The organism is Bradyrhizobium sp. DN3 (assembly GCF_041357655.1).
Taxonomy (GTDB): Bacteria; Pseudomonadota; Alphaproteobacteria; order Rhizobiales; family Xanthobacteraceae; genus Bradyrhizobium.
In genome coordinates this window covers 171,516-194,035 of record NZ_JAULLN010000015.1, presented here as the reverse complement: position 1 = coordinate 194,035, position 22,520 = coordinate 171,516, and the positions used below count along the sequence as shown (strand labels likewise).

19 protein-coding genes are annotated in these 22,520 nt (G+C 64.0%); 10 read left to right on the top strand and 9 right to left on the bottom strand.

All coding sequences use genetic code 11. The features are described from left to right. Positions 1-56: 56 nt before the first annotated feature. The gene (locus tag AAE027_RS22780) at positions 57-1,079 is read right to left on the bottom strand and encodes an ABC transporter substrate-binding protein (RefSeq protein ID WP_370989579.1); all 1,023 of its coding nucleotides are present in this window, start codon (positions 1,077-1,079) and stop codon (positions 57-59) included. A 162-nt stretch (positions 1,080-1,241) separates the two neighbouring features. Here AAE027_RS22780 and AAE027_RS22775 point away from each other — a divergent pair, with 162 nt between their 5' ends. The 3 genes from AAE027_RS22775 to AAE027_RS22765 all read left to right on the top strand — a co-directional run bounded on the left by AAE027_RS22775 (position 1,242) and on the right by AAE027_RS22765 (position 4,825). Then, positions 1,242-2,048 (top strand): creatininase family protein, encoded by an 807-nt coding sequence (locus tag AAE027_RS22775; protein ID WP_370989578.1) that lies wholly within the window; start codon positions 1,242-1,244, stop codon positions 2,046-2,048. Between the two features lie 140 nt (positions 2,049-2,188). Beyond that, complete coding sequence (locus AAE027_RS22770) at positions 2,189-2,452, top strand: hypothetical protein (RefSeq protein ID WP_370989577.1); 264 nt, start codon at positions 2,189-2,191, stop codon at positions 2,450-2,452. A 339-nt stretch (positions 2,453-2,791) separates the two neighbouring features. Next, positions 2,792-4,825 (top strand): carbohydrate porin, encoded by a 2,034-nt coding sequence (locus tag AAE027_RS22765; protein ID WP_370989576.1) that lies wholly within the window; start codon positions 2,792-2,794, stop codon positions 4,823-4,825. A 16-nt stretch (positions 4,826-4,841) separates the two neighbouring features. On the opposite strand, the gene AAE027_RS22760 is transcribed toward AAE027_RS22765, so the two are convergent. After that, complete coding sequence (locus tag AAE027_RS22760) at positions 4,842-6,917, bottom strand: methyl-accepting chemotaxis protein (protein ID WP_370989575.1); 2,076 nt, start codon at positions 6,915-6,917, stop codon at positions 4,842-4,844. Between the two features lie 239 nt (positions 6,918-7,156). Here AAE027_RS22760 and AAE027_RS22755 point away from each other — a divergent pair, with 239 nt between their 5' ends. After that, on the top strand, positions 7,157-8,452 hold the full coding sequence (locus tag AAE027_RS22755) for a hemolysin family protein (RefSeq protein WP_370989574.1): 1,296 nt from the start codon (positions 7,157-7,159) through the stop codon (positions 8,450-8,452). Positions 8,453-8,671: 219 nt separating this feature from the next. On the opposite strand, the gene AAE027_RS22750 is transcribed toward AAE027_RS22755, so the two are convergent. From AAE027_RS22750 to AAE027_RS22740, 3 genes are all read right to left on the bottom strand, one after another. Further along, positions 8,672-8,911, bottom strand: coding sequence for a PilZ domain-containing protein (locus AAE027_RS22750; protein WP_091896804.1), 240 nt, complete (start codon positions 8,909-8,911; stop codon positions 8,672-8,674). 102 nt (positions 8,912-9,013) lie between these two features. After that, positions 9,014-10,639 (bottom strand): FMN-binding glutamate synthase family protein, encoded by a 1,626-nt coding sequence (locus tag AAE027_RS22745; protein WP_370989573.1) that lies wholly within the window; start codon positions 10,637-10,639, stop codon positions 9,014-9,016. Between the two features lie 410 nt (positions 10,640-11,049). Beyond that, positions 11,050-11,823, bottom strand: a complete 774-nt coding sequence (locus tag AAE027_RS22740; protein ID WP_370989572.1) for a ferredoxin--NADP reductase — start codon at positions 11,821-11,823, stop codon at positions 11,050-11,052. Between the two features lie 376 nt (positions 11,824-12,199). Between AAE027_RS22740 and AAE027_RS22735 the strand changes: the two genes are divergently transcribed. After that, on the top strand, positions 12,200-13,003 hold the full coding sequence (locus AAE027_RS22735; RefSeq protein WP_370989571.1) for an ATP-grasp domain-containing protein: 804 nt from the start codon (positions 12,200-12,202) through the stop codon (positions 13,001-13,003). Positions 13,004-13,224: 221 nt separating this feature from the next. On the opposite strand, the gene AAE027_RS22730 is transcribed toward AAE027_RS22735, so the two are convergent. Further along, positions 13,225-14,157, bottom strand: a complete 933-nt coding sequence (locus AAE027_RS22730; RefSeq protein ID WP_370989570.1) for an amino acid ABC transporter substrate-binding protein — start codon at positions 14,155-14,157, stop codon at positions 13,225-13,227. Between the two features lie 9 nt (positions 14,158-14,166). Then, on the bottom strand, positions 14,167-15,465 hold the full coding sequence (locus AAE027_RS22725) for a dicarboxylate/amino acid:cation symporter (RefSeq protein ID WP_370989569.1): 1,299 nt from the start codon (positions 15,463-15,465) through the stop codon (positions 14,167-14,169). A gap of 211 nt (positions 15,466-15,676) precedes the next feature. On the opposite strand from AAE027_RS22725, the gene AAE027_RS22720 reads away from it, so the two are divergent. From AAE027_RS22720 to AAE027_RS22700, 5 genes are all read left to right on the top strand, one after another. Further along, entirely contained in the window at positions 15,677-16,678 is a 1,002-nt protein-coding gene (locus AAE027_RS22720) for an NADP-dependent oxidoreductase (RefSeq protein WP_370989568.1), read from the top strand. A gap of 235 nt (positions 16,679-16,913) precedes the next feature. Further along, positions 16,914-17,750 carry a cysteine rich repeat-containing protein gene (locus AAE027_RS22715; protein WP_370989567.1) on the top strand — a complete coding sequence of 279 codons (837 nt, stop codon included), beginning with the start codon at positions 16,914-16,916 and terminating at the stop codon, positions 17,748-17,750. Positions 17,751-17,880: 130 nt separating this feature from the next. Then, positions 17,881-18,096, top strand: a complete 216-nt coding sequence (locus AAE027_RS22710; RefSeq protein WP_018316432.1) for a hypothetical protein — start codon at positions 17,881-17,883, stop codon at positions 18,094-18,096. Positions 18,097-18,289: 193 nt separating this feature from the next. Then, positions 18,290-19,429: an FAD-dependent monooxygenase gene (locus AAE027_RS22705; protein WP_370989566.1), complete on the top strand. Its 1,140-nt coding sequence runs from the start codon at positions 18,290-18,292 to the stop codon at positions 19,427-19,429. After that, positions 19,426-21,039 carry a benzoate-CoA ligase family protein gene (locus AAE027_RS22700; RefSeq protein WP_370989565.1) on the top strand — a complete coding sequence of 538 codons (1,614 nt, stop codon included), beginning with the start codon at positions 19,426-19,428 and terminating at the stop codon, positions 21,037-21,039. The genes AAE027_RS22705 and AAE027_RS22700 overlap by 4 nt, the downstream gene beginning before the upstream one ends. Positions 21,040-21,345: 306 nt before the next feature. On the opposite strand, the gene AAE027_RS22695 is transcribed toward AAE027_RS22700, so the two are convergent. Next, on the bottom strand, positions 21,346-21,858 hold the full coding sequence (locus AAE027_RS22695) for a MarR family winged helix-turn-helix transcriptional regulator (RefSeq protein WP_370989564.1): 513 nt from the start codon (positions 21,856-21,858) through the stop codon (positions 21,346-21,348). Then, positions 21,848-22,480, bottom strand: coding sequence for a maleylacetoacetate isomerase (gene maiA / locus AAE027_RS22690; RefSeq protein ID WP_370989563.1), 633 nt, complete (start codon positions 22,478-22,480; stop codon positions 21,848-21,850). Before maiA ends, AAE027_RS22695 begins: the two co-directional genes overlap by 11 nt. Between the last annotated feature and the right edge of the window lie 40 nt (positions 22,481-22,520).

The window sequence follows — 22,520 nt, the reverse complement described above, 5'->3', positions numbered from 1 at the left end:
CCCCAACGGGGAGAGGTGGACGACGCCGACGCACCTTGCTCAAATCTCAGCATGCGTTACGGCTTGTTCGGGCGCAGTTCGACGCCGACGCCCTTGTTGACGAAGCGCAGCGTATAGGATTTGCGGAAATCGAGATCGGGCTTCACCACGCCGGCCTTCACCATCTTGTTGAAGAAGGAAGTGTAGCGCTCGTCGCTCATGGCGCCGATGCCGTTCTTCAGGCTGTCGCCGGAATCGACGATGCCGTGCTCCTTCATCTTGGCGACGGAATAGGCGAGCAGATCGTCGGTCATCTCCGGGTTGAGCTGCTTGATCATGGCGTTGCCGGCGGAATTGTCGCGGTAGATGTAATTGTACCAACCGATCATGGAGGCATCGACAAAGCGCTGGACGAGATCGGGCTTCTTCTCGACCACGTCGCGGCGGGTCTCGATCAGGGTCGAATAGGTGTTGAAGCCGTAGTCGGCGAGCAGCAGCACGTTGGGCTTGAAGCCGGCCGCCTTCTCGACCGCGAAGGGCTCGGAGGTCACGTAGCCCTGCATGGCGCTCTTGGGGTTGGCGATGAAAGGCTGCGGATTGAAATTATAGGGACGGACGTTCTTCTCGCTGAATCCATATTCGGACTTCAGCCACTGGAAGTAGCTGGTCATGCCCTCCTTGGAGACGAACAGCGTCAGCGGCTTGAGATCCTCGATCTTGGCGACCTTGGCGTCGGGCTGCGTCAGCATCACCTGCGGATCCTTCTGGAAGATCGCGGCGATGGTGACGACGGGGACGTTATTGGCGACCGCATCGAATGACATCAGCGTGTTCGCGGCCATGAAGAAATCGATCTTGCCGGCGATCAGCAGCATCCGGTTATTTTCATTGGGCCCGCCGGGCACGATGGTGACGTCGAGGCCGTATTTCTTGTAGGTGCCGTCGGCGACCGCCTGGAAGAAGCCGCCATGCTCGGCCTCGGCGACCCAATTGGTGCCGAAGGTGACCTTGTCGAGCGTCTCGGCCCGCACCGGCACGCTTCCGACCAAAGCGGCCATCAAGCCCGCCGTTAACGCTCGCCGCAGATGAGAAGGGCTCATGAAGGGACTCCGTCGATCGTTGCTGGCCGATGTGAACGCAACGCGATAAAACCGCATGAAGTTCGGGGACGCGAGCCGGCCGGGCCCACGTCCCCTCATACCCCAAATTACGTGACAAATTCAGGCAAAGAAACCTCCAAAGAAACCTTCAAGGAAAGCTCAATGATGCCGTCGCGCGACTGGACCGAGAACCGCTGGGCCGATGCGGCCCCGGCCGAGGTCTCGCGCTGGATTGCGGTGCTGCCGCTGGCGGCGACCGAGCAGCACGGCCCGCATCTGCCGCTCGAAACCGACGTGCTGATCGCGAATGCCTATCTGGCGCGCGTGCGCGAGCTGTTGCCCGAAACCGTTCCGGCCACTTTCCTGCCTGTCGAACCTGTCGGGATTTCCACCGAGCATATCGACTATCCGGGCACGCAGACGTTGCCGACTGAAACCGCGCTGAAGCGATGGACCGCAATCGGTGAGGACGTCGCGCGGCGCGGGTTAAGGAAGCTCGTCATCATCACCAGCCATGGCGGCAACAGCGCGGCCATGATGCTGGTGGCGCAAGATCTTCGCGCGCACCAAAAACTGTTCGTGGTGACGACGTCATGGTCGCGGCTATCAGGCGCCGACAAACTGTTCCCGGCCGATGAAGTGCGCCACGGCACTCACGGCGGCGCGGTCGAGACCTCGATCATGCTGGCGCGCTATCCCGACCAGGTGCGCATGAATGCGATCGCGGATTTTCCCGCGAGCAGCATCGCCATCGAGCAGCAATATCGCTGGCTGTCGACGCAACGCCCCGCGCCGTTCGCCTGGCAGGCGCAGGATCTCAACACCAGCGGCGCCGTCGGCAACGCGACCTTGGCTGTGGCGGAAAAGGGCGAGCAGCTTCTCGATCAGGGCGCGACAGCCTTTTGCGAACTGCTGAGCGAGGTCGATAACTTCGACGTGAACAGGCTCGCCAAGGGGCCCCTCGGCTAGCTCCCATCCTCCTGGAATTGTTCAGGAAAGCATAGGGCTCGGCGACCACCTTTCCCGGCTTCGAACCGGACGCGAGCAGCCTCCGTCCAACTGGGCACGCGGGCCACAACGGACCGCCTCAACCCCGGATGGAGTTTCACATGTCGATCAAGACCAAGCTTGCCGCTGTCGCTCTCGCTGCCCTCGCCGTGACCGGCAGCATCGTGTCCACCACCTCCTCGGCCGAAGCCAAGCAGCCCGGCTGGGTCTGGGGTGTGGGCGCCGGCATCGCCACCGCCGCCGTCGTCGGCTCCGCGATCGCCGCCAGCAACGATCCCTATTACTACGGCTATCACCGCTGCGGCTGGGTCGCCCAGTACAACGCCTTCGGCCAGTACGTCGGCCGCGTTCGTACCTGCTACTGATCTGAGTATCTGAGGCCGATCTCCCACGTGGATCCTGCGTCCGACACGGGCGCCTCATCCACCCCGTGTCGTGCCCCCGACCCCGCCCGGCGTCCCCCCGGGCGGGGTCATCTGTTTTGGACTCCGACTTTGTTGCAGTCCCGTCACACAGGGGTGCGAACCATCACCGCGGCAATCCGCGCCAGTTGCTATTGCGAATTAATCGCAATAAGGTCCACAACAAGCACAGGGGCTTGGGACGAAATCGCGCCGGATCGAGATCATCTCGTTCGATCGCGTGGGCACCTAAGACCTGATGACAGGGTCGCCGCGAATCGGCAGGGATGTCGCGGCGGGTGGATGCATTCGCGTTTGGGGGCGTGCGTTTTGACGTTGAGAAGTCACCGTTACAGGTACTTGCGGACGGCTGCGGCGATTGCCACCGGCGTGTTGGCTTTGCCCGCCAAAGGTACCGCGGCTGATCTGCCGCTGAAGGCGCCGGCGCTGAGAGCGGTCTATGATTGGACCGGGTTCTACGTCGGCGGCCATTTCGGCTATGGCGACGCAAGCTTTGGACCCGGCACCAATTCACCGCCGTTGCAAGGCGTGGCCCTGCCGCCCAGCGCAACCGGGCTCAACGGCGGCTATCAGCTCGGCTACAATCGCCAGCTCGCAAACCGCGTCGTGCTCGGCATCGAGGCGGACTCCACGTTCACCGGTGCGCGCGACATCGTCGCGCATGAACGGTCGCCGGCTCCGTTCAACACCACGCTCGACTATGTCGGCACCGTGCGCGGCCGCATCGGCTATGCCTTCGACCGCTTCATGCCCTTCGTCACCGGCGGTTTCGCCTGGGGCCATACCCATATCAACGTCAACGATGCCGACGGAGTCTCTGAGCTGTTTCCGGTCGGAAAGTATCAGACCGGGTGGACGGCGGGGCTTGGCCTGGAATTCGCCGTCAGCGGGAATTGGACCGCGAAGGCCGAGTACGACTATGTCGCGCTGTCGCGGCGAACCTACGATCTCAGCGGCTTTGGCCTTGCAAATGTCGACGTCGAGCCACGCGTTCACCTGTTCAAGCTCGGCCTCAACTATCAGTTCGGCGACACGCCCTGGATGGCCCCCATCAACGGCAAGACGAAACTGCCGGAGTCCAGCGACTGGAACGTTCACGCGCAGACGACAGTGCTGCCCCAGGGCTACGGACCGATCCACTCGCCTTACGCGAGTCCGCAAAGCCTGCCCGGCGGCGGCCAGTTTCAGGCGACATGGACGACAACTGCATTCCTCGGAGCGCGGCTTTGGGACGGCGGCGAGTTCTATTTCAATCCCGAACTGGCGCAGGGCTTCGGCATCAACGGCACGCTCGGACTGGCCGGCTTCCCCAATGGGGAGGCGCAGAAGGCCGGCGCGCCGTTCCCGAAGATTCGCCCGCAACGCTACTACTTCAAGCAGACTTTTGGCCTCGGCGGCGAGCAGGAAGAAGTGCCCGACGCTCCGAACCAGCTCGCCGGTAAGCGCGATATCGACCGTGTCACAGTGATCGTCGGCCGTTTTGCCGTCGGCGACTTCTTCGACGGCAACTCATACGCAAAAGACCCGCGCGCCGACTTCATGAACTGGGCGATGTGGGCCTCGGCCGCATACGACTTCCCTGCCGACCTTCCGGGTTACACCCGGGGTGCCGTGGTCGAGCTCAATCGCAAGGATTGGGCCGTGCGCGGCGGACTGTTCCAGGTCCCCGATGCGCCCAACAGCGATACGCTGGTCTACAAGACGGGCGGCGCGGTCGTCGAGTTCGAGGAGCGCCATTCGATCTTCGAGCAGCCGGGCAAGCTGCGCGTCGGCACGTTCTACAACAGCGGCAACACCGCCAGCTATCGCGAGGTGCTGGAGCAGGCCGCCGCCAATCCCGCGCTCGACATCAATGACGCCGCGACCGCGAACCGGCGGATCCGGTCGAAATACGGCTTCTACGTCAATCTCGAGCAGCAGATCGTCACCGACGTCGGATTGTTCGCCCGGGCGAGCTGGAACGACGGCCAGAACCAGATCCTGTCCTTCACCGACATCGATCGCAGCGTGTCAGCCGGCCTGTCGATCAAGGGCAGCCGCTGGGGTCGTCCAGACGATACCGTCGGCATCGGCGGCGCCATCAACGGCCTGTCGGCCGCGCATCGCGATTTCCTCGCTGCCGGCGGCGTCGGCCTCCTGATCGGCGACGGCCGTCTCAACTACAGCAACGAGCGCATCCTCGAGGCCTACTACGCCTATTCGGTGATCAAAGGCGTCACCCTCACTGGCGACTATCAGCTGATCGTGAATCCAGCCTATAACACCGACCGTGGGCCGGTCTCGATCTTTTCGGGCCGCCTGCACGCGGAGTTCTAAGCGCGCTCTGCGTCTTCTATGCGGCGCAGATCGCGTCCAGGAATTTTCCGACCTCGAGCTTGAGACGGCTGCTCTCGCCGGACAGCGATCTCGCGGACGCGAGCACGTTGGCGGAGGCCGAACCAGTCTGACTGGCGCCGCGCTGCACGTCGACGATGCTGGCGGAGACCTGCTGAGTGCCGCGGGCCGCCTGCTGCACGTTGCGGGAAATCTCCCGCGTCGCCGCGCCCTGCTCCTCGACCGCCGCGGCGATTGCGGAAGCAATCTCGGACATGCGGCCGATGGTGCCGCCGATCGCCTTGATGGCGCCGACCGAATCCTCCGTCGCGGTCTGAATGCCAGTGATCTGCTGGCTGATCTCGCCGGTGGCCTTGGCGGTCTGCTCGGCCAGCGCCTTGACCTCGGAGGCGACCACGGCGAAGCCGCGGCCGGCCTCGCCGGCGCGGGCCGCCTCGATGGTGGCGTTGAGGGCGAGAAGATTGGTCTGGCCCGCGATCTGGCTGATGAGCTCGACCACGTCCCCGATCCGCCCCGCCGCCTTGGCGAGCTCGCCGACATAGTCGTTGGTGCGCCCGGCCTGCTGCACCGCCTCGCCGGCGATGCGCGCGGAATCCTGGACCTGCCGGCTGATCTCGTCGACCGACGAGGCCATTTCCTCCGCCGCCGCGGCAACGGTCTGCACGTTGGTCGAAGCCTGCTCGGAGGCGGCCGCGACGGTCGCGGTGACATTTTCCGATTGATCGGCCGTATTCGTCAGCGTTCCCGCCGAGACTTCCAGCTCCGACGATGCCGACGACACGGTGTTGATCACGTCGCCGATCATGGCCTCGAACTCGCGCGCGATCTGATCCATACGTTGGCTGCGCTGAAACTTCGCCTCGGCTTCGACCGCGGCGGCCTCGTCGGCGGCTTTCTTGGCGACGAGTGAATCCTTGAAGTGCCGGAGCGAGCCCGCGACCTGACCGATCTCGTCGTTGCGGCCGCTCGCGGGAATCTCGACCTCGTGCTGCCCGGCGGCGAGCGTTCCGATCACATCGGCGAGCCGGCCGAGCGGCGTCACCACACGGCTGCGCAGCATCACGGTCACACCACCGAGCGTGCCGAGCAATGCCAGCACCGCGACGGCCGCAAGCGCCAGCATCGCCAGCGCACCATCACGAGAGGACGAGGCGCGCTCGGCCGCTTCGGCCAGCGCCGCGTCGCGCACGCCGTAGAACATCTGGATGGCCGGTACGATGACCTTCGCCAGCTCATCGCTGTCGATTCCATATTTACCATCGCTGCGCGCAGCAGCCATCTCCTTGTCCACGGCAGCCGCTGCTTTTCCGAAATAAGATTCCGTTGCCGCCTTCAGCGCGGTGGCGATCCGCGGCGGATTCCCGAGCTGGTCGATGCCGGCCTCGATGCGCTCGCGGTCGGCCTCGACGCGTCCTTGCATGCGATCCATCAGCGAGAATTCGGCCGACGTGAGCGGGCGACGCGCGGACAGCGCGGGGGACAGCGTGGCCGCGCGGCTGCCGGCGGCAACGCGCAGATCCTGCGCCGTCCGCGCCAGGCTCAACAGCGCCGCAAGCGAGGAATCGGCATTGATGACCTTCGCCTCGAGCCGGTTCATGATCGGCTCGATACTGGCGAGGACCTCGGCGACTCCGGGCAGGAAGCCCTTGATCGCAGAGCTATCGCGCGCCGCCAGAGGAAGGCCCATCGCGCGATCGGCCGCCGTGTGGATCTCCTTCAACCGCCGCGTGGCACGGTCGAGGTTCTCGACCATCGCAGCACCGTCATCGAGCACAATGATGGCTCGCCTTGCGCCCTCGAATGCGGCATCGGCGGCTTTCCCCGCCTTCGCGGCATTATCGATCTGGGCCTGTGTGGCTGCGGCATCCTGGAAGATCGGTCCAATGTAGGGGGCACGAAGGCCGGCGACCTGCTGGCTGACCATCAGGGTCGCCGCAAAGGCGTCGACGGTCTTGATCGCGTCGGAGCGGTTCGTGAAGATGCGCGTCTGGGGTATGAGCACCTCGGCGCCGAGGATGACTGCAAAAACCGTCACCGTCAGCATCGACAGCGCGAAAAGCTTCCCGATCCGCATTCCTGGTCCCCGAATACATTCTGCAAATGTCGGAAACCTAGCCGGCGGCCACTAAGAGCCCGTTAAGTAACGCCCCATAGTTCCGCGGAGTGCCATCTCGTCGCGGGTCTGTCGGAACGCCGTCGATCACGGTTCCCCGTGGTACCGGATGCGACAGAATGGTCGGCATTTCCTCCCGGAATACCTATATCAATACGCGTGCCCTCATCCGGCGACACTGGCTTACTCTCGGAACGTCAATGCTCTCGATCGAACTCGTCATCGTCGTCGTCCTGATCGTCATCAACGGCCTGTTGTCCATGTCCGAGCTGGCCGTGGTGTCGTCCCGCCCGGCGCGGCTGTCGCTGCTCGCGGCCAAGGGCGTGCGCGGCGCCGAGCGGGCGCTGACGCTGGCGGCCGATCCCGGCAAATTCCTCTCGACGGTGCAGATCGGCATCACGCTGGTCGGCGTGCTCTCCGGCGCATTCTCGGGCGCGACGCTCGGGCAGCGGCTGACGCAATGGCTGATCGAGCTCGGCATGTCATCAGGCATTGCCGACATCGTCGGCGTCGGCCTCGTCGTCACGCTCATCACCTACGCCACCCTGATCGTCGGCGAGCTGGTGCCGAAGCAGGTGGCGCTGCGCGATCCCGAGAGCATCGCGGTCAGGGTCGCGCCCGCGATGCACCTGCTGGCGCGGATCTCGCTGCCGCTCGTGTTCCTGCTCGATGTCTCCGGCAAGCTGATCCTCACACTGCTCGGCCGCGGCGGCAGGACCGAGGAGAAGGTCTCGGAGGACGAGATCCATCATCTTGTCCGCGAGGCCGAGAGCGCAGGCGTGCTCGAGCCCGGCGAGAAGGAGATGATTGCCGGCGTGATGCGGCTCGGCGACCGGCCGGTCGGCGCGGTCATGACGCCGCGCACCGAGGTCGACGAGATCGACCTGAACGATGATCCGGAGACCATTCACGAGATCATCGCAAAGAGCCCGCATTCGCGCTTCCCCGTCTCGGACGGCGATCGCGACAAGCCGATCGGCGTGCTCCAGGCCAAGGACCTGCTGATTGCTTATATGAACCAGCGCGCGCCGGATCTGCGCGCACTGGTGCGCGAGGCGCCGGGCATTCCGGCCTCGGCGGATGCTCGCGACGTGCTGACCATCCTGAAAGCTGCGCCGGTCCATGTCGGCTTCGTCTACGACGAATACGGCGCCTTCGAAGGCATGGTGACGGCCGCAGATATCCTCGAGTCGATCGTCGGCGCCTTTCATTCCGAGGAAGGGCCGCCCGAGCCGGCCTTCGTCAGGCGCGACGACGACTCGCTCCTGATCTCCGGCTGGATGCCGGTCGACGAGTTCGGCGAGCTGCTCGGCATCGAGCTGCCGCCGCACCGCTACAACACGGTGGCGGGCCTCGTGCTGCAACAGTTCAGCATGCTGCCCAATGTCGGCGACGCCTTCGACTTCGCCGGCTGGCACATCGAGGTGGTCGATCTCGATGGACGACGGATCGACAAGATTTTGGCGAGCCGGCGCGGCGAGCAGGCGGCGGCGTGAGGCGCGCGCTCGCTAATATCTTCAGTCGTGTCCCCGCACGGGCGAAGTTTGTGGCATCGCTTCCCTTCTCCCCTTGTGGGAGAAGGTGGCGCGAAGCGCCGGATGAGGGGTTCTTTCCGCACAGTTAATCGTAAGAGGAGTGCTCGCGGAGACAACCCCTCACCCGTCTCGCCGCTACGCGGCGAGCCACCCTCTCCCACAGGGGGAGAGGGTACATCCTCACCCGAACCTCACCCCGATCCGCTTTTCCTTGCGCCAGACCACGGTGCAGGACAGATGCTTTCCGTCGGCGTGGACGAACAGGGTGAAACGGTCGGGGATGCCGACCGGGCTGGTGACGTCGAGCGCTGCGCCGGTATCGGACAGGTTGCGGACGGTGCAGTCGATCGCGCCGCCGCCGAACTCGATGGTTCCGGCTTTCAGAACACGATGTCTCGCCTTGTCGCGCCGTTCGTCCATGGGACCAATTTACACGCAAAGCTGACACAAACCTTAAGATCACCCCGCTCCGGATAAATTTGCGGCGGGTGAGGCGGACGGAATCATGCGGCAGAGCCGCGCTCACAGTGCGGGCTGGAACGTCTCCGGCCGCGCCATCCGCCAGCCGTCGCGGAACCGCGGATCCTCCGTGCCTTCGAGCAGCTCGCCCGGGCGCAGCGCCGGATAGAGCTGTGCAAAGGATTGCACCTGGGTCGTCGAGGTCCGTTGGCTGAAATGGATCGGGCGCAGCTGCTGCGGATGTTCGAGGCCGGCGGCGGCGATCAGCTCGGTCAGCGAATGCAGCGTCGCATGGTGGTAATTCTGCACGCGGTCGATCTTGAGCGGCACGTAGAGCGCGCGCGCACGCGTCGGGTCCTGCGTCGCGACGCCGGTCGGGCAGCGGTCGGTGTGGCAGCTCAGCGACTGGATGCAGCCGAGCGAGAACATGAAGCCGCGCGCCGAATTGCACCAGTCGGCGCCGATCGCCATCGCGCGCGCCATGTCGAAGGCGGTGGCGATCTTGCCGGACGCGCCGATCTTGATGCGGTCGCGCGCCTTGATCCCGACCAGCGCGTTGTGGACGAAATTGACGCCCTCGCGCATCGGCATGCCCAGATGATCCATGAATTCCAGCGGCGCCGCGCCGGTGCCGCCCTCATTGCCGTCGACGACGATGAAGTCGGGATAGATGCCGGTCTCCATCATCGCCTTGCAGATCGCCAGGAATTCCCAGGGATGGCCGATGCACAGCTTGAAGCCGGCCGGCTTGCCGCCGGACAGGCGGCGCATCTCGGCGATGAACTGCATCATGCCAATGGGCGTGGAGAAGGCGCGGTGCGAGGCCGGCGAGATGCAATCCTCTCCCATCGCGACACCGCGGATCTTGGAAATCTCTTCCGAGACTTTTGCGGCCGGCAGCACGCCGCCATGGCCCGGCTTGGCACCTTGGCTGATCTTGAGCTCGACCATCTTGATCTGGTCTTCGCCGGCGACGCGCGCGAACGCCTCGGGGTCGAAGGAGCCGTCGAGGTGGCGGCAGCCGAAATAGCCGGAGCCAATCTCCCAGATGATGTCGCCGCCCATCTCGCGGTGATAAGGGCTGACGCCGCCCTCGCCGGTGTCATGCGCAAAGCCGCCTTTCTTCGCGCCCGCATTGAGCGCACGCACAGCGTTCGGGCTGAGCGCACCGAAGCTCATCGCCGAGATGTTGAACACCGAGGCCGAATACGGTTTTGCGCAATCCGGCCCACCGATGACGACACGGAATTTTTCCCTGGCATGCATCTTCGGCGAGACCGAGTGATGCATCCACTCATAGCCCTCGCGATAGACGTCCTCCTGGGTGCCGAACGGCCGCTTGTCGAGCTCCATCTTGGCGCGCTGATAGACCACCGCGCGGGTGTCGCGCGAGAACGGCATGCCGTCCTTCTCGCTCTCGAAGAAGTATTGCCGCATTTCGGGGCGGATTTCTTCCAGCAGGAAGCGGATATGCGCCGAGATCGGATAGTTGCGCAGCACCGCGTGGCTCTTCTGCAGGAGATCGCGGACGCCGAGCAGGGTCAGCGCGGCGAAGATCAGGATCGGGACCAGCAGGATGTCGAAGATCTTGCGGTCGGCGATACCGACGCCGATCAGGAGCGCGGTGACGACCGCGCAGATCGTCAGCACGATGAAGCGCGGCGAGAACGGAAGCAGCAGGGTTTCCATGACCCCCTCTTCCGCCAGTGGCAGGCGTTTCGGAGCTTCTTGCGTTTTGTTGTCCTCGGCCACGATCACGTCCTCTCGCCAGCATCAGCGCTACGATACGCCTGTGCCTGTCATACGGATATGACGCGGCCCTTGTTTCAGGCTAGCGAATTCGGCTGAGACAAATCAATCAGCCCGATGGGCGGGCTTTTGCAGTGCAGCAGAGGGGTGGGAGGAGAAAGGGACGGTCAGCCGGGCAAGACGCTTCACCCACCGCCGTCGTCCTGGCGAAAGCCAGGACCCATAACCCCTAAGCGGGGTTGTTGCGAAGACTGACAACGACCAGCCTTCGCCAAACTTCACACGGTGGGTATGGGTCTTGAATTGCGCACAAGGCCAGGACGACAACCGAGAGCGCACAAAGAGCGGGCTTACCGCTCGACGAACGCCTTCTCGATCACGAAATGGCCGGGCTTGTTGGCAGAGCCCTCGACGAAGTCGCGGCCTTCGAACATCACCTTCAGCTCTTCGAGCATCGCCGGGCTGCCGCACATCATGACGCGGTCGGTTGCGATGTCGAGCGGGCCCTGGCCGATGTCGTTGAAGATCTGCTCGGAGTTGATGAGGTCGGTGATCCGGCCGCGGTTGCGGAACGGCTCGCGGGTCACGGTCGGATAGTAGACCAGCTTGTCCGCGAGCAGCTCGCCGAACACCTCGTCCTCACGCAAATTCGCGACGAGCTTCTCGCCATAGGCGAGCTCGGAGACCTGGCGGCAGCCATGCACCAGCACGATCGACTCGAACTGGTCGTAGACCTCGGGGTCCTTGATCAGGCTCGCGAACGGCGCAAGGCCGGTTCCGGTCGAGAGCAGCATCAGCCGCTTGCCGGGAAGGAGATTGTCGGTGATCAGCGTGCCCGTCGCCTTGCGGCCGACCAGGATGGTGTCGCCTTCCTTGATCTTCTGCAGGCGCGAGGTCAGCGGACCGTCCTGAACCTTGATCGAGAAAAACTCGAGCTGTTCCTCGTGATTGGCGCTCGCCATGCTGTAGGCGCGCAGCAGTGGGCGGCCGTCAACCTCGAGGCCGATCATGGCGAACTGGCCGTTCTGGAAGCGGAAGCCGGTGTCGCGCGTGGCGCGGAAGCTGAACAGCGTGTCGGTCCAGTGGTGGACGGAAAGAACCTTCTCTCGGTAAAACGCGCTCATGATTTTCGATATTCCGAATATATTGCGGTTTTCGGGCAAAAGCGTTGCCCGGCCCCTGACAGCGGGGCGGGCACCATCTGCCATGGCGGAGGATTTCGCGTGTGTGATCTACGCCATTGAGACCAATAATCAACCTCGTTTCGGAAGCAATTGATGCCGATCAAACCGGCATTTGGGCTGAATTGGGCGCATCATTAATGAATTTGCTGCCGAGCGCGCGCGGCGGGCAATTTCTTTTCCCTTGGGGGCTCGACGGCAGCACTTAATTTCCATCGCGCTAACGAGAATTTCATTAAGAATAGCTCTGATTTTCACCCCGGTTTGGCGCCGTTTTCCGCATTTTTGCGGCTTTTGGCGACAGGAACGACTGAATCACATGGCAAGCGGCGAGCGGATCTTCGTCCAGGCGATCAGGCGCTATTGCGCGGAGCACGGCATCACGGTCGATGTCCGCGCCAGTGGCTGGCTGATCGCGATGCGCCGGGGCGAAACGCGCCGCTTCGCCTTCGGCTATGATATCGGCCTCAACAGCGCCATCGCGCATCGTCTCGCCAACGACAAATCGGCCACCGCCGAAGCGCTGACGCTTGCGGGCGTGCCCTGCGTTCCCCATCACCTCTTCCTCAACCCGAAGCTGGGCAAGCATGTTGTTGGCCCCACTTGGCGAGAGGCAATGCTCAAGCTGCTTCGCGACCATCCGCAAGGCGTGGTGGTGAAGCCCAACGAGGGGACGTCGGGGCGATCGGTGTTCAAGGTGACGACGGAGGCGGAACTCGACCACGCGGTTGGCGAAGTTTTTTCGATGAGCGCCGGACTCGTGATCTCGCCCTATGTCGCGATCGAGGAGGAGGTCCGTGTGGTGCTGCTCGATGATGTACCTCTCATCGTCTACAGCAAGCAGCGCGGCACAGATTGGCGACATAATCTCGATGCCGGCGCAAAGCCGGTGTTGCTGGAGGACGGCGAGGCTCGCGAGGCTTGCGTGAGACTCGCCACCCACGCAGCAAACGCCATCGGCATCGCCTTTGCGTCAATTGACGTGGTCCGCGTTGATGGCACCTGGCGCGTGCTCGAGATCAACTCCGGCGTGATGATGGAAACGCTGGGCAAGCTGCATCCGGAGCTGGTGCAGGCGACCTATGACGCGGCGCTGGACCGGGTGTTTGGGGACGACAGGTGATTTGAACTCTCGCCGCGAGCTCGCTGCCCCTCTCCCCTTGTGGGAGAGGGTGGCTCACCGCGTAGCGGTGAGACGGGTGAGGGGTTTCTCTCCGCGCGCGCCCTTTCACGATTGAATTCGCGGATGCATACCCCTCATCCGGCGCTTCGCGCCACCTTCTCCCACAAGGGGAGAAGGAAGAGCAGTGAGTCCGCGGCGCCCAGCCCTGCAACAAATTCAACCTAATTATTCGCGCTCGGCGAATCGTCCATGGCCTTGAAGGCTTCCTCCAGCTGCAGCGAGATCGGCACGTTCAGCCGTTCGCCGGTGGGGAGCCTTGCGGTGAACCATTTGTTGTAGAGCGGGACGAGGTCGCGGTTGGAGCCGAGCTTGCGGAAGGCGCGTTCGACCACGGCGGCGAGTTGCGGCTCGCCCTTCCTGAACATGATGCCGTAGGGGTCGTAGGACAGATAGTCCCCGACCACGCGAAAATATTCCTGCGCCTTGTGACGCGCGATCAGGCCGTAGAGCAGGATGTCGTCGGTCGCGAACGCATCCGCCTTGCCGTCGGCCACCATCCGGAACGACTGCTCGTGATCCGGCGCGGTCACGATGTTAAGGCCGAGCGAGAGCTTTTTGTCGACGGCGTGCATCGCCTGCTCGTTGGTCGTGCCCTTGGTCACGACGACGGTCTTGCCCTTCAAATCCGCGACACCGGAAACGGCCGCTCCCTTCGGCACCATCAGCTTGGTGCCGGCGACGAACATCAGCGGCGAGAACGCGACGCGCTTGCCACGCTCGGCATTGGCCGTGGTCGAGCCGCATTCGAGATCGATCTTGTTCTGAAGCACGGCCTCGATGCGATCGTCCGAGGTGACCTTGACGTAGTCGATTCTGAGATTGGGATCGTCGACCTCGATGCCGATCTCCTCGACGATGGCCTCGCAGAGCTCGAGGCTGTAGCCGATCGGGCGACCCGCCTGGTCGAGGAAGGAGAACGGCGGCGAGCTCTCGCGATAGCCGAGCCGCACGGTGTGCGCCGTCTTGATGGCCGACAGCGTCGGGCTGAGCCCCTCGCTGCCGCCGGTCTGTGCGACCGCCGAAGTCGCGAGCAACGATGCTGCTGCGACCCACAGGACGCCGACGATCACTAACCTCGCCAGTGCCTGGCCCATGGCTCGCTCCTATCCATGGCCGGCCATCGCAGGCACTTCGCCCGGAACCATGTCCTCAGGCACGAGATCGCCCGGTTCAAGCGCATGCTCGGGCCCGAGCTCGCCTTCCCATTTCGCAACCACCGAGGTCGCAAGCGTGTTGCCGATCACGTTGGTGGCGCTGCGACCCATGTCGAGGAAGGTGTCGATTCCCATGATCATCAAGAGGCCCGCCTCGGGGATGTTGAACTGCGCCAGCGTCGAGGCGATCACGACGAGGGAGGCGCGCGGCACGCCGGCGACGCCCTTCGAGGTGATCATCAGCGTCGCCAGCATCGCGAGCTGGGTGCCGAGCGGCATATCGATGTGGTAGCTCTGCGCGATGAAGATGCTCGCGAAGGTGCAGTACATCATCGTGCCGTCGAGGTTGAAGGAATAGCCGAGCGGCAGCACGAAGCTCGAGATCCGCGACGAGGCGCCGAAGCGGTTGAGGCCCTCCAGCGTCTTCGGATAGGCCGCCTCCGAGCTCGCCGTCGAGAACGCGATCATCAGCGGCTCGCGGATCAGCTTCAGCAGATGACTGTAGCGCGGCCCGATCACGATGAAGCCGACGATGACGAGAAGGCCCCACAGGATCGCCAGCGAGAGATAGAAGCCGCCCATGAAGACGACGAGCTTCCACAGCACGGCAAGCCCGTTCTTGGCGACCGTCGCGGTGATCGCGGCCCACACTGCGAGCGGCGCGAACAGCATCACATAGCTTGTCACCTTCAGCATGATGTGGCCGACGTCGTCGATCAGCGCCAGAATCGATTTGGAACGTTCAGGCATCGCGCCCATCGCCACCGAGAAGAACACGGCGAAGATCACGATCTGGAGGATCTCGTTCTGCGCCATCGCGTCCGCAATCGAGGTCGGGATTAGATGGGTCAAGAATTTCTCGATCGAGAAGGCCGAGACCGGCAGGCCGGTCGATTGGCCTGCCGCGGGCAGCGTGCCGGGGAAGTTGGCGCCGGGCTGGAGCAGATTGACCATCACGAGGCCGAGCAGCAGCGAGACGAAGGAGGCACTGACGAACCAGCCCATGGTCTTGGCGAAGATGCGGCCGAGCTTGGAGCCCGAGCCCATATGAGCGATGCCGCCGACCAGGGTCGCGAACACCAGCGGCGCGATGATCATCTTGATCAAGCGCAGGAACATCATGGCGATCAGGTTGATGGAGGACGCCCAATCGGCGCGCGTGTCGGGCAGGAAATTGTAGATCGCCGAACCAATGATGATGCCGAGCACCATCGCCGCCAGAATGTATTGCGTGAACCTGTTGGACATCGCTTACCCCCACGTACACCGGCGCTTCATGATGTCGCAGATATCACGGCGACGCAACACGCTTTGCGTGTGGTCGCGTTGGCCGGATGTTCCCGTTGTGAAATGGAGCGCGGCGATTTAGCTTTCATGCAACGCACAACAGATGCGGCTTGCACGTTTTCTTGGCTGCGGCTGCATCAATAATTGCCAAACAATCGAGGAGGGGAACGCCATGAGCGGCAACATCAATCGCCAGATTCTCCTGGTGGAAAAGCCCAGCGGCAAGCTCGGCCCCGAGCATTTCAAGATGGTGGAGAGGGCACTGCCGGAGCCGAAGGACGGCGAGGCCCTGCTGCGCGTGCGCTACATCTCGCTCGACGCCGCCAACCGTGCCTGGATGCACGGCGCGACTTATCGCTCCGCCGTCGAGGCCAACAGCGTGATGGCCGGCGGCGCCATCGCCGAGGTCGTCAGCTCGAAGGCGCCGGAGCTTGCGGCGGGCGACATCGTGTTCGGCGACACCGGCTGGCAGGAGTTTGCCGCGGTGCCTGCGAAGCACCTCACCAAGATGCCGAAGCTCGAACCAATGACGCATCTGCTCAGCGTGTTTGGCATCGCCGGCCTCACCGCCTATTTCGGCCTGCTGGAGATCGGCAAGCCCAAAGAGGGCGAGACGGTCGTTGTCTCCGCGGCCGCGGGCTCGGTCGGCTCGATCGTCGGACAGATCGCCAAGATCAGGGGATGCCGCGTGATCGGCATCGCCGGCGGCACGGACAAGTGCAACTGGCTGACCTCAGAGCTCGGCTTCGATGCGGCCGTCGACTACAAGGACGGCGCAGTGTTCAAGGCGTTGCGGGCAGCCGCGCCCAAAGGCATCGACGTCTATTTCGACAATGTCGGCGGCGACATTCTGGAAGCCTGCCTGCCGCAGATGAACAATTACGGCCGCATCGCCTGCTGTGGCGCGATCTCGCAATATGACGGCGCGCCTGCCGCGCACGGCCCACGCGGCGTACCCGGCCTGATCGTGGTGAAGCGGCTCGTCATGCAGGGCTTCATCGTGATGGACTACATGAAGGACAGCCAGCGCGCGCTCGCCGACCTCCAGGCCTGGGTCAAATCCGGCAAGCTGAAGGTGCAGGAGGACATCATCGATGGCCTTGAGAACACACCGAAGGCGCTGATCGGATTGCTCGCGGGCGAAAACCGCGGCAAGCGCATGATCAGGCTCTGACGCCGTATCGTTTGAGCATGATCTTTTTCGGAAGAGAGGCTGCAGACTTTGCGCTAGCGCGGCCCGTCGGATCCGGATCATGCTCTCGTTGCGGCGCAATTGCGGCGGCATAATTGACTTGCGGGAGAGGTCAAAGCGGCGAATGATGCCGCTCGCGAGGCATTACTCGCGACGATTGCGATTGCATCACATTTTCAGAATCGTCGGCGTGACCGACGGGGCAGGAAATACTCAGATGTTCAACACGTTGAAACATGCATCAACGCGCCAGGCGTTGCTGGCGGCAGCGTTCTTCGCAACTGCAACAAGCGCATTCGCGCAAATGCCGACCGAGGCGCAGAAAGGCGCCATCCGCTCGGCATGCCGCTCGGACTTCATGGCGCATTGCGCAAGCGTGACGCCCGGCGGGGTGGAAGCGTATCAATGTCTGGCGAAGAACATGTCCAGCCTGTCATCGGGATGCCAGACCGCGGTTCGCGCGGTCGAACCTGCTGCGGCTCCGAAGACCGAAGCTGCGCCCGCTACGCCGAAGACCGAGGCTCCACCCAAGGCAGCAGCGGCGCCTGCCACACCGAAGGCTGACTCCGCTCCCGCTGCAAAGCCGGCCGCCGCGCCGGCGCCGAAGGCTGCTGCCGCCACGCAGCCGAGCAGCGCGCAGGTTGCGGCGGTCAAGAGCGCGTGCCGCGCCGATTATCCCAAGGTCTGCGCCGGCGTGCCGCCGGGCGGCGCCGCCGCGCTCGAATGCCTGGAGAAGAACAAGGCCAAGGTCTCGCCGGCCTGCGAGAAGGCCGTGAGCGCCGCAGCCGGCGGTGGCGCGGCAGCAACGGCAGCGCCCGCGGGTGCAGCTCCCGCGGCAGCAGCGCCGGCGGCCGCGCCAGCGGCGATCGCTTTACGGCCGCTGCGGCCGCGCGAGGAGCTGTTCATCGTCAGGTCGGCCTGCGGCGCCGACATCCGCACGCTCTGCGCCGGCGTCGCGCCCGGCGGCGGCCGCATCGTTCAATGCATCTCCAGCAATGCCGCCTCGCTATCGCCTGCGTGCAAGGACGTGCTCGCCCCGTTCGCAGCGCGATGAGGCGGCGCATGATCGCGCGCCAAGGCAGGGGGCAATGATTGGCGGCGTGCGCAATGAATTCCCGCACGCCTGCAACGACAAATCTTTGGCAAGGATCCGATTTCGATCACGACCAGACCGGGAGGACAACATGCGTTCATTGCTGCTCGTCGCTTCTGCACTCCTCGCCTTCGCGGCGACCATGACGTTCGAGGCCACCGACGCCAATGCGGTGGTCTGCGCCCGCGGCGTGTATCGCGCCGGCTGCGCCGGGCCGAACGCGGCCGTCGTGGTCCGCAAACCGGTTCCGGCCGTCCGCTGCACCAGGGTGCTGGTGAACGGGGTCTACGTGAAGCGCTGCGTCTGACGGTGCCGATGGCCAAGCCCGCGTGGTTTGGCTATGCTTGCGCGCGAAACTGCTTCGGACACGCGCCAAAGGCGCGGTCCGAAAGTGAGCTTCGGCGCGCCACGCTTTGCCGATAATTCTGCTGGCGCCGGACGCCGGAGCACATTAGTCTATCCCTAGATAGTAAGTATACTGTCAATTAGGGAGGCAGACGTTGCGGATCGCCGTGATTGGCGGGGGGCCCGGTGGGCTCTACTTCGCCTATCTCTGGAAGAAGCGTCACCCCGAGGATCAAGTCGACCTGTTCGAACAGAACCCGGCCGACGCGACCTGGGGCTTTGGCGTCGTGTTCTCGGACCAAGCTTTGGAATTCCTGCGGGCGGACGACCCCGAAACGGTCGACGCGATCGCGCCGCATATGGAGAGCTGGGAGAACATCACGCTGAACCTGCACGGCGACAGCGTCGCCATCGACGGGGTCGGCTTCTCCTCGATCGGACGGCTCGAGCTCCTCAAGTTCCTGCAGCAGCGCGCGCTCGATGCCGGCGTCACCCCGCGCTTCGACACCCAGATCCACGCGATTGACCAGCTCAACGGCCACGACCTCATCGTCGCCGCCGACGGGCTCAACTCGCTGGTGCGCCGGGCCTATGAGGGCGATTTCGGCACCTCGCTGTCCTACTCCTCCAACAAGTTCGTCTGGTACGGCACCTCGAAACGCTTCGACACGCTATCGCAGACTTTCGTGAAGACCGACCGCGGCGCCTTCAACGCCCATCACTACCGCTACTCGCCCACCATGAGCACCTTCCTGGTCGAATGCGATCACGCGACATGGCACGCCTATGGCTTCGCCTACAAGGACGTCGAGCAGTCCAAGGGCATTTGCGAGGAGGTGTTTGCCGATACGCTTGGCGGCCATTGCCTCATCTCCAACAAATCGGTCTGGCGTAACTTTCCCTGGGTCTGGAACGAGTACTGGTCGTTCAAGAACATGGTGCTGCTCGGCGATGCCCTGCACTCGGCGCATTTCTCGATCGGCTCGGGCACGCGGCTCGCGATCGAGGACGCCATCGCGTTGGTCAAGGCGCTGGAATCGGACGCGCATCTGTCGACCGCGCTGCATCGCTACCAGGCCGCGCGCAAGCCGGTGGTGCAGAAGCTCGTCAACGCCGCGCGCACCTCGGCCTTCTGGTACGAGCATTTTGCCGAGCACATGCAGCTCGATCTGATGGATTTCGCCTACAGCTACATCACCCGGTCCGGCCGCATCGACGATTCCCGGCTGCGGGCGATGTCCCCAGCCTTCATGGCGCGTTACGAGGTCGCCAAGAACGGCGGAGGTGCGGCATGAGCAACGTGATTCGCGACCAGGTGCCCGCGGACAGCGCGGGCGCACGCGAGATCGGCTTTGCCGTTCCGCAAATCTATAACGCCAGCCGCGTGCTGTTCGACAATCTCGACAAAGGACGCGGCGACAAGCTCGCGCTGATCGGTCCGGCGGGCATGCGGACCTATGCCGAGCTCTGTGCGGAGGCTTGCCGCTGGGGCAACGGCCTCGCATCGCTCGGCCTCAAGCGCGGCGATCGCGTGCTGTTGTTCCTCGACGACACGCCGGCCTATCCAGCCGCCTTCTTCGGCGCAGTGCGCGCCGGCTTCGTGCCGCTCCTGATCAACACGCTGACGCCACCGGACCTCTTGCAATTCTATCTCGCCGATTCCGGCGCGACCGTTGCGGTGGCCGATGCCGAATTCGCGACGCGCTTCAATGCGGAAGCCTGCAAGGAGACGGAGCTACGCACGCTGATCGTCGTCAATGGCGAGGCGCGCGACCACGCGGCGCCTGGTGCGGTGGCAGCGGCAAGCTGGCTCATGCAATTCCCGGCCGAGCTCGCCGAAGCGAACACGAATCGCGACGAGATGGCGTTCTGGATGTACTCCTCCGGCTCCACCGGCCGGCCCAAGGGTATCGTGCATCTCCAGCACGACATGGCCTATAGCGAGGCCGCCTTTGCGCAGAGCGTATTGAAGCTGACGTCTGACGACATCTGCTTCTCGGTGCCAAAGATCTTCTTCGCCTACGGCTTTGGCAATTCGGTCACCTTCCCGTTCTCGGCGGGCGCGGCAACACTGCTGTTGCCTGGCCAGCCGAAGCCCGCGGCGATCTTCTCCGTGATCACGCAGTACAAGCCGACGGTCTTCTTCGGCCTGCCGACGCTCTACACGTCGCTGACCAAAGCCGAAGGCGCCGAGAAGACCGACTTCTCGTCGTTGCGCATGTCGCTCTCTGCGGCCGAGGTGCTCTCCGCCGAAGTCTTCAACGGCTGGAAGACGCTCACCGGCCTCGAGATCGTCGAGGGCCTCGGCTCGACCGAGGTGCTGCACATCTATCTCTCCAACCGTCCAGAGCAGAAGAAGCTCGGCGCCGCCGGCCTGCGCGTGCCCGGCTACGAGGTCGCGCTGCGCGACAAGGACGGCCGCGACGTCGCCGACGACGAGGAAGGCATCTTGTGGGTGCGCGGCGATTCCAACACGCCGCTGTACTGGAACCGGCCGGACAAATCCGTCGAGACTATCCGCAACGGCGGCTGGATCTACACCGGCGACCGCTTCGTCCGCGATACCGACGGCTTCCACTTCTTCCGCGGCCGCGCCGATGATCTCATCAAGATCTCCGGCCAGTGGGTCTACCCACTCGAGGTCGAGCTGTGCCTCGCCGATCACCCGGATATCCGCGAATGTGCGGTGTTCGCGGCCGAACTGCCGGACCGGCGCATGACGCTGAAGGCGGTGGTGGTGATGAACAACCGCACCACTGATCAGAGCGAGACGACGCGCAAGCTCCAGGACTATGTGAAGGGTAAGCTATTGCCCTACAAATATCCGCGCGAGGTGATCTTCATCGACGAACTACCGAAGACGGGCACGGGGAAGATTGACCGGCAGGCGCTGCTGAGGCTGTAGCCACCGCTGTCATCGCCCGGCTCGACCGGGCGATCCAGTACGCCGAGACGGTCGTGATTGAACCGAGACACCGCGGCGTACTGGATTCCCCGCCTTCGCGGGGAATGACAGTTGAGATTGAGGCGACAGCGCAGCCACACATTCAGCGTCGTCCCGGCGAAGGCCGGGACCCATACGCCGCAGCAGTGGTTGTAGCGTCAGGTGGTCATTTCCAATCTTCGCCAAATTAAGATTCGTGGTAATGGGTCCCGGCCTTCGCCGGGACGACGGCTGAATATGAGGCGCCAGCGCGGACTCACCCCTCCCTCACCCACCCTTGCCCAGATGCTCCAGCGCATCCTCGGCCCGCAGTGGCACCCGTGACGCCTCGTTGTTGAGGTCGACCAATTGCACCAGCAGCCCCAGCAGCGCCTTGCGATCTATTGGCTTGAGTGGCTCAAGCATGCGCGCCTGGGCGCGCTCGACGGCGGGGATGATCTCGCGCAGGATCGCGGCGCCGGATTTCGTCAGGTACAGGAGCTTGATCCGCTTGTCCTCGGGTGCCGGCTTGCGCTCGATATAGTCCTTGGCCTGCAGCCGTTCGATCACGCTGCCGAGCGTGGAGCGGTCGAAGGCGATCACCGCCGACAGACGCGTCGCATCGATGCCGGGATGGGTGTGGATTGCGATCAGCGCCGCATATTGCACCGGCGTCAGGTCGAACGCCTTGCACTCCTCCATGAAGATCGAGACCGCGATCTGCTGCATGCGCCGGAACAGATAGCCCGGCGCAGCATAGACCGCGTCCATCGTGATCGGAGGAAGAGGCTTACTCGGCATCGGGCTGCTTCTCCGGGGCGGCATCGGCAAATGCGGCTAGCGCCTTGGCGGCGGCTTCTGCCTTCAGCAGGCGCGGATAGGCCGACACATCGACGCCAAAGCGGCGGGCATTGGCGAGCTGCGGCACCAGACAGAGATCAGCAAGCGTCGACGCATCGCCGAAGCAGAACGGCCCAGGCTCGTCCTTGATCAGCGTCTCGCATGCCGACAGCCCCTCGCGGTTGACCCACGCCGCCCACTCCTGGACCTTTTCCTCAGGCAGGCCTAGCTCGCGCAGCCGCGCCAGCACCTTCAGGTTCTGCACCGGATGGGTGTCGCAGGCGATCGCCAGCGCGAAGGCGCGCACCTTGGCGCGGCGCAGCGGATCCTTCGGCAGCAGCGGCGGATTGGGGTGCATTTCGTCGAGCCATTCAATGATCGCAACCGATTGGGTCAGCACTACACCCGCATCGCTCTCCAGCGCCGGCACCAGACCTTGCGGATTGATGGCGAGATAGGCAGGCGCGCACTGCTCGCCCTTGCGCAGATGATGCGGCAAATGCTCGGCACCGAGGCCCTTGAGGTTCAGCGCGATCCGCACCCGATAGGCGGCGCTGGAGCGGAAATAGCCGTGCAGCTTCATCGGAACCCTCCCGTTTTCCCGTTGCTTGTACGTCGTTCGT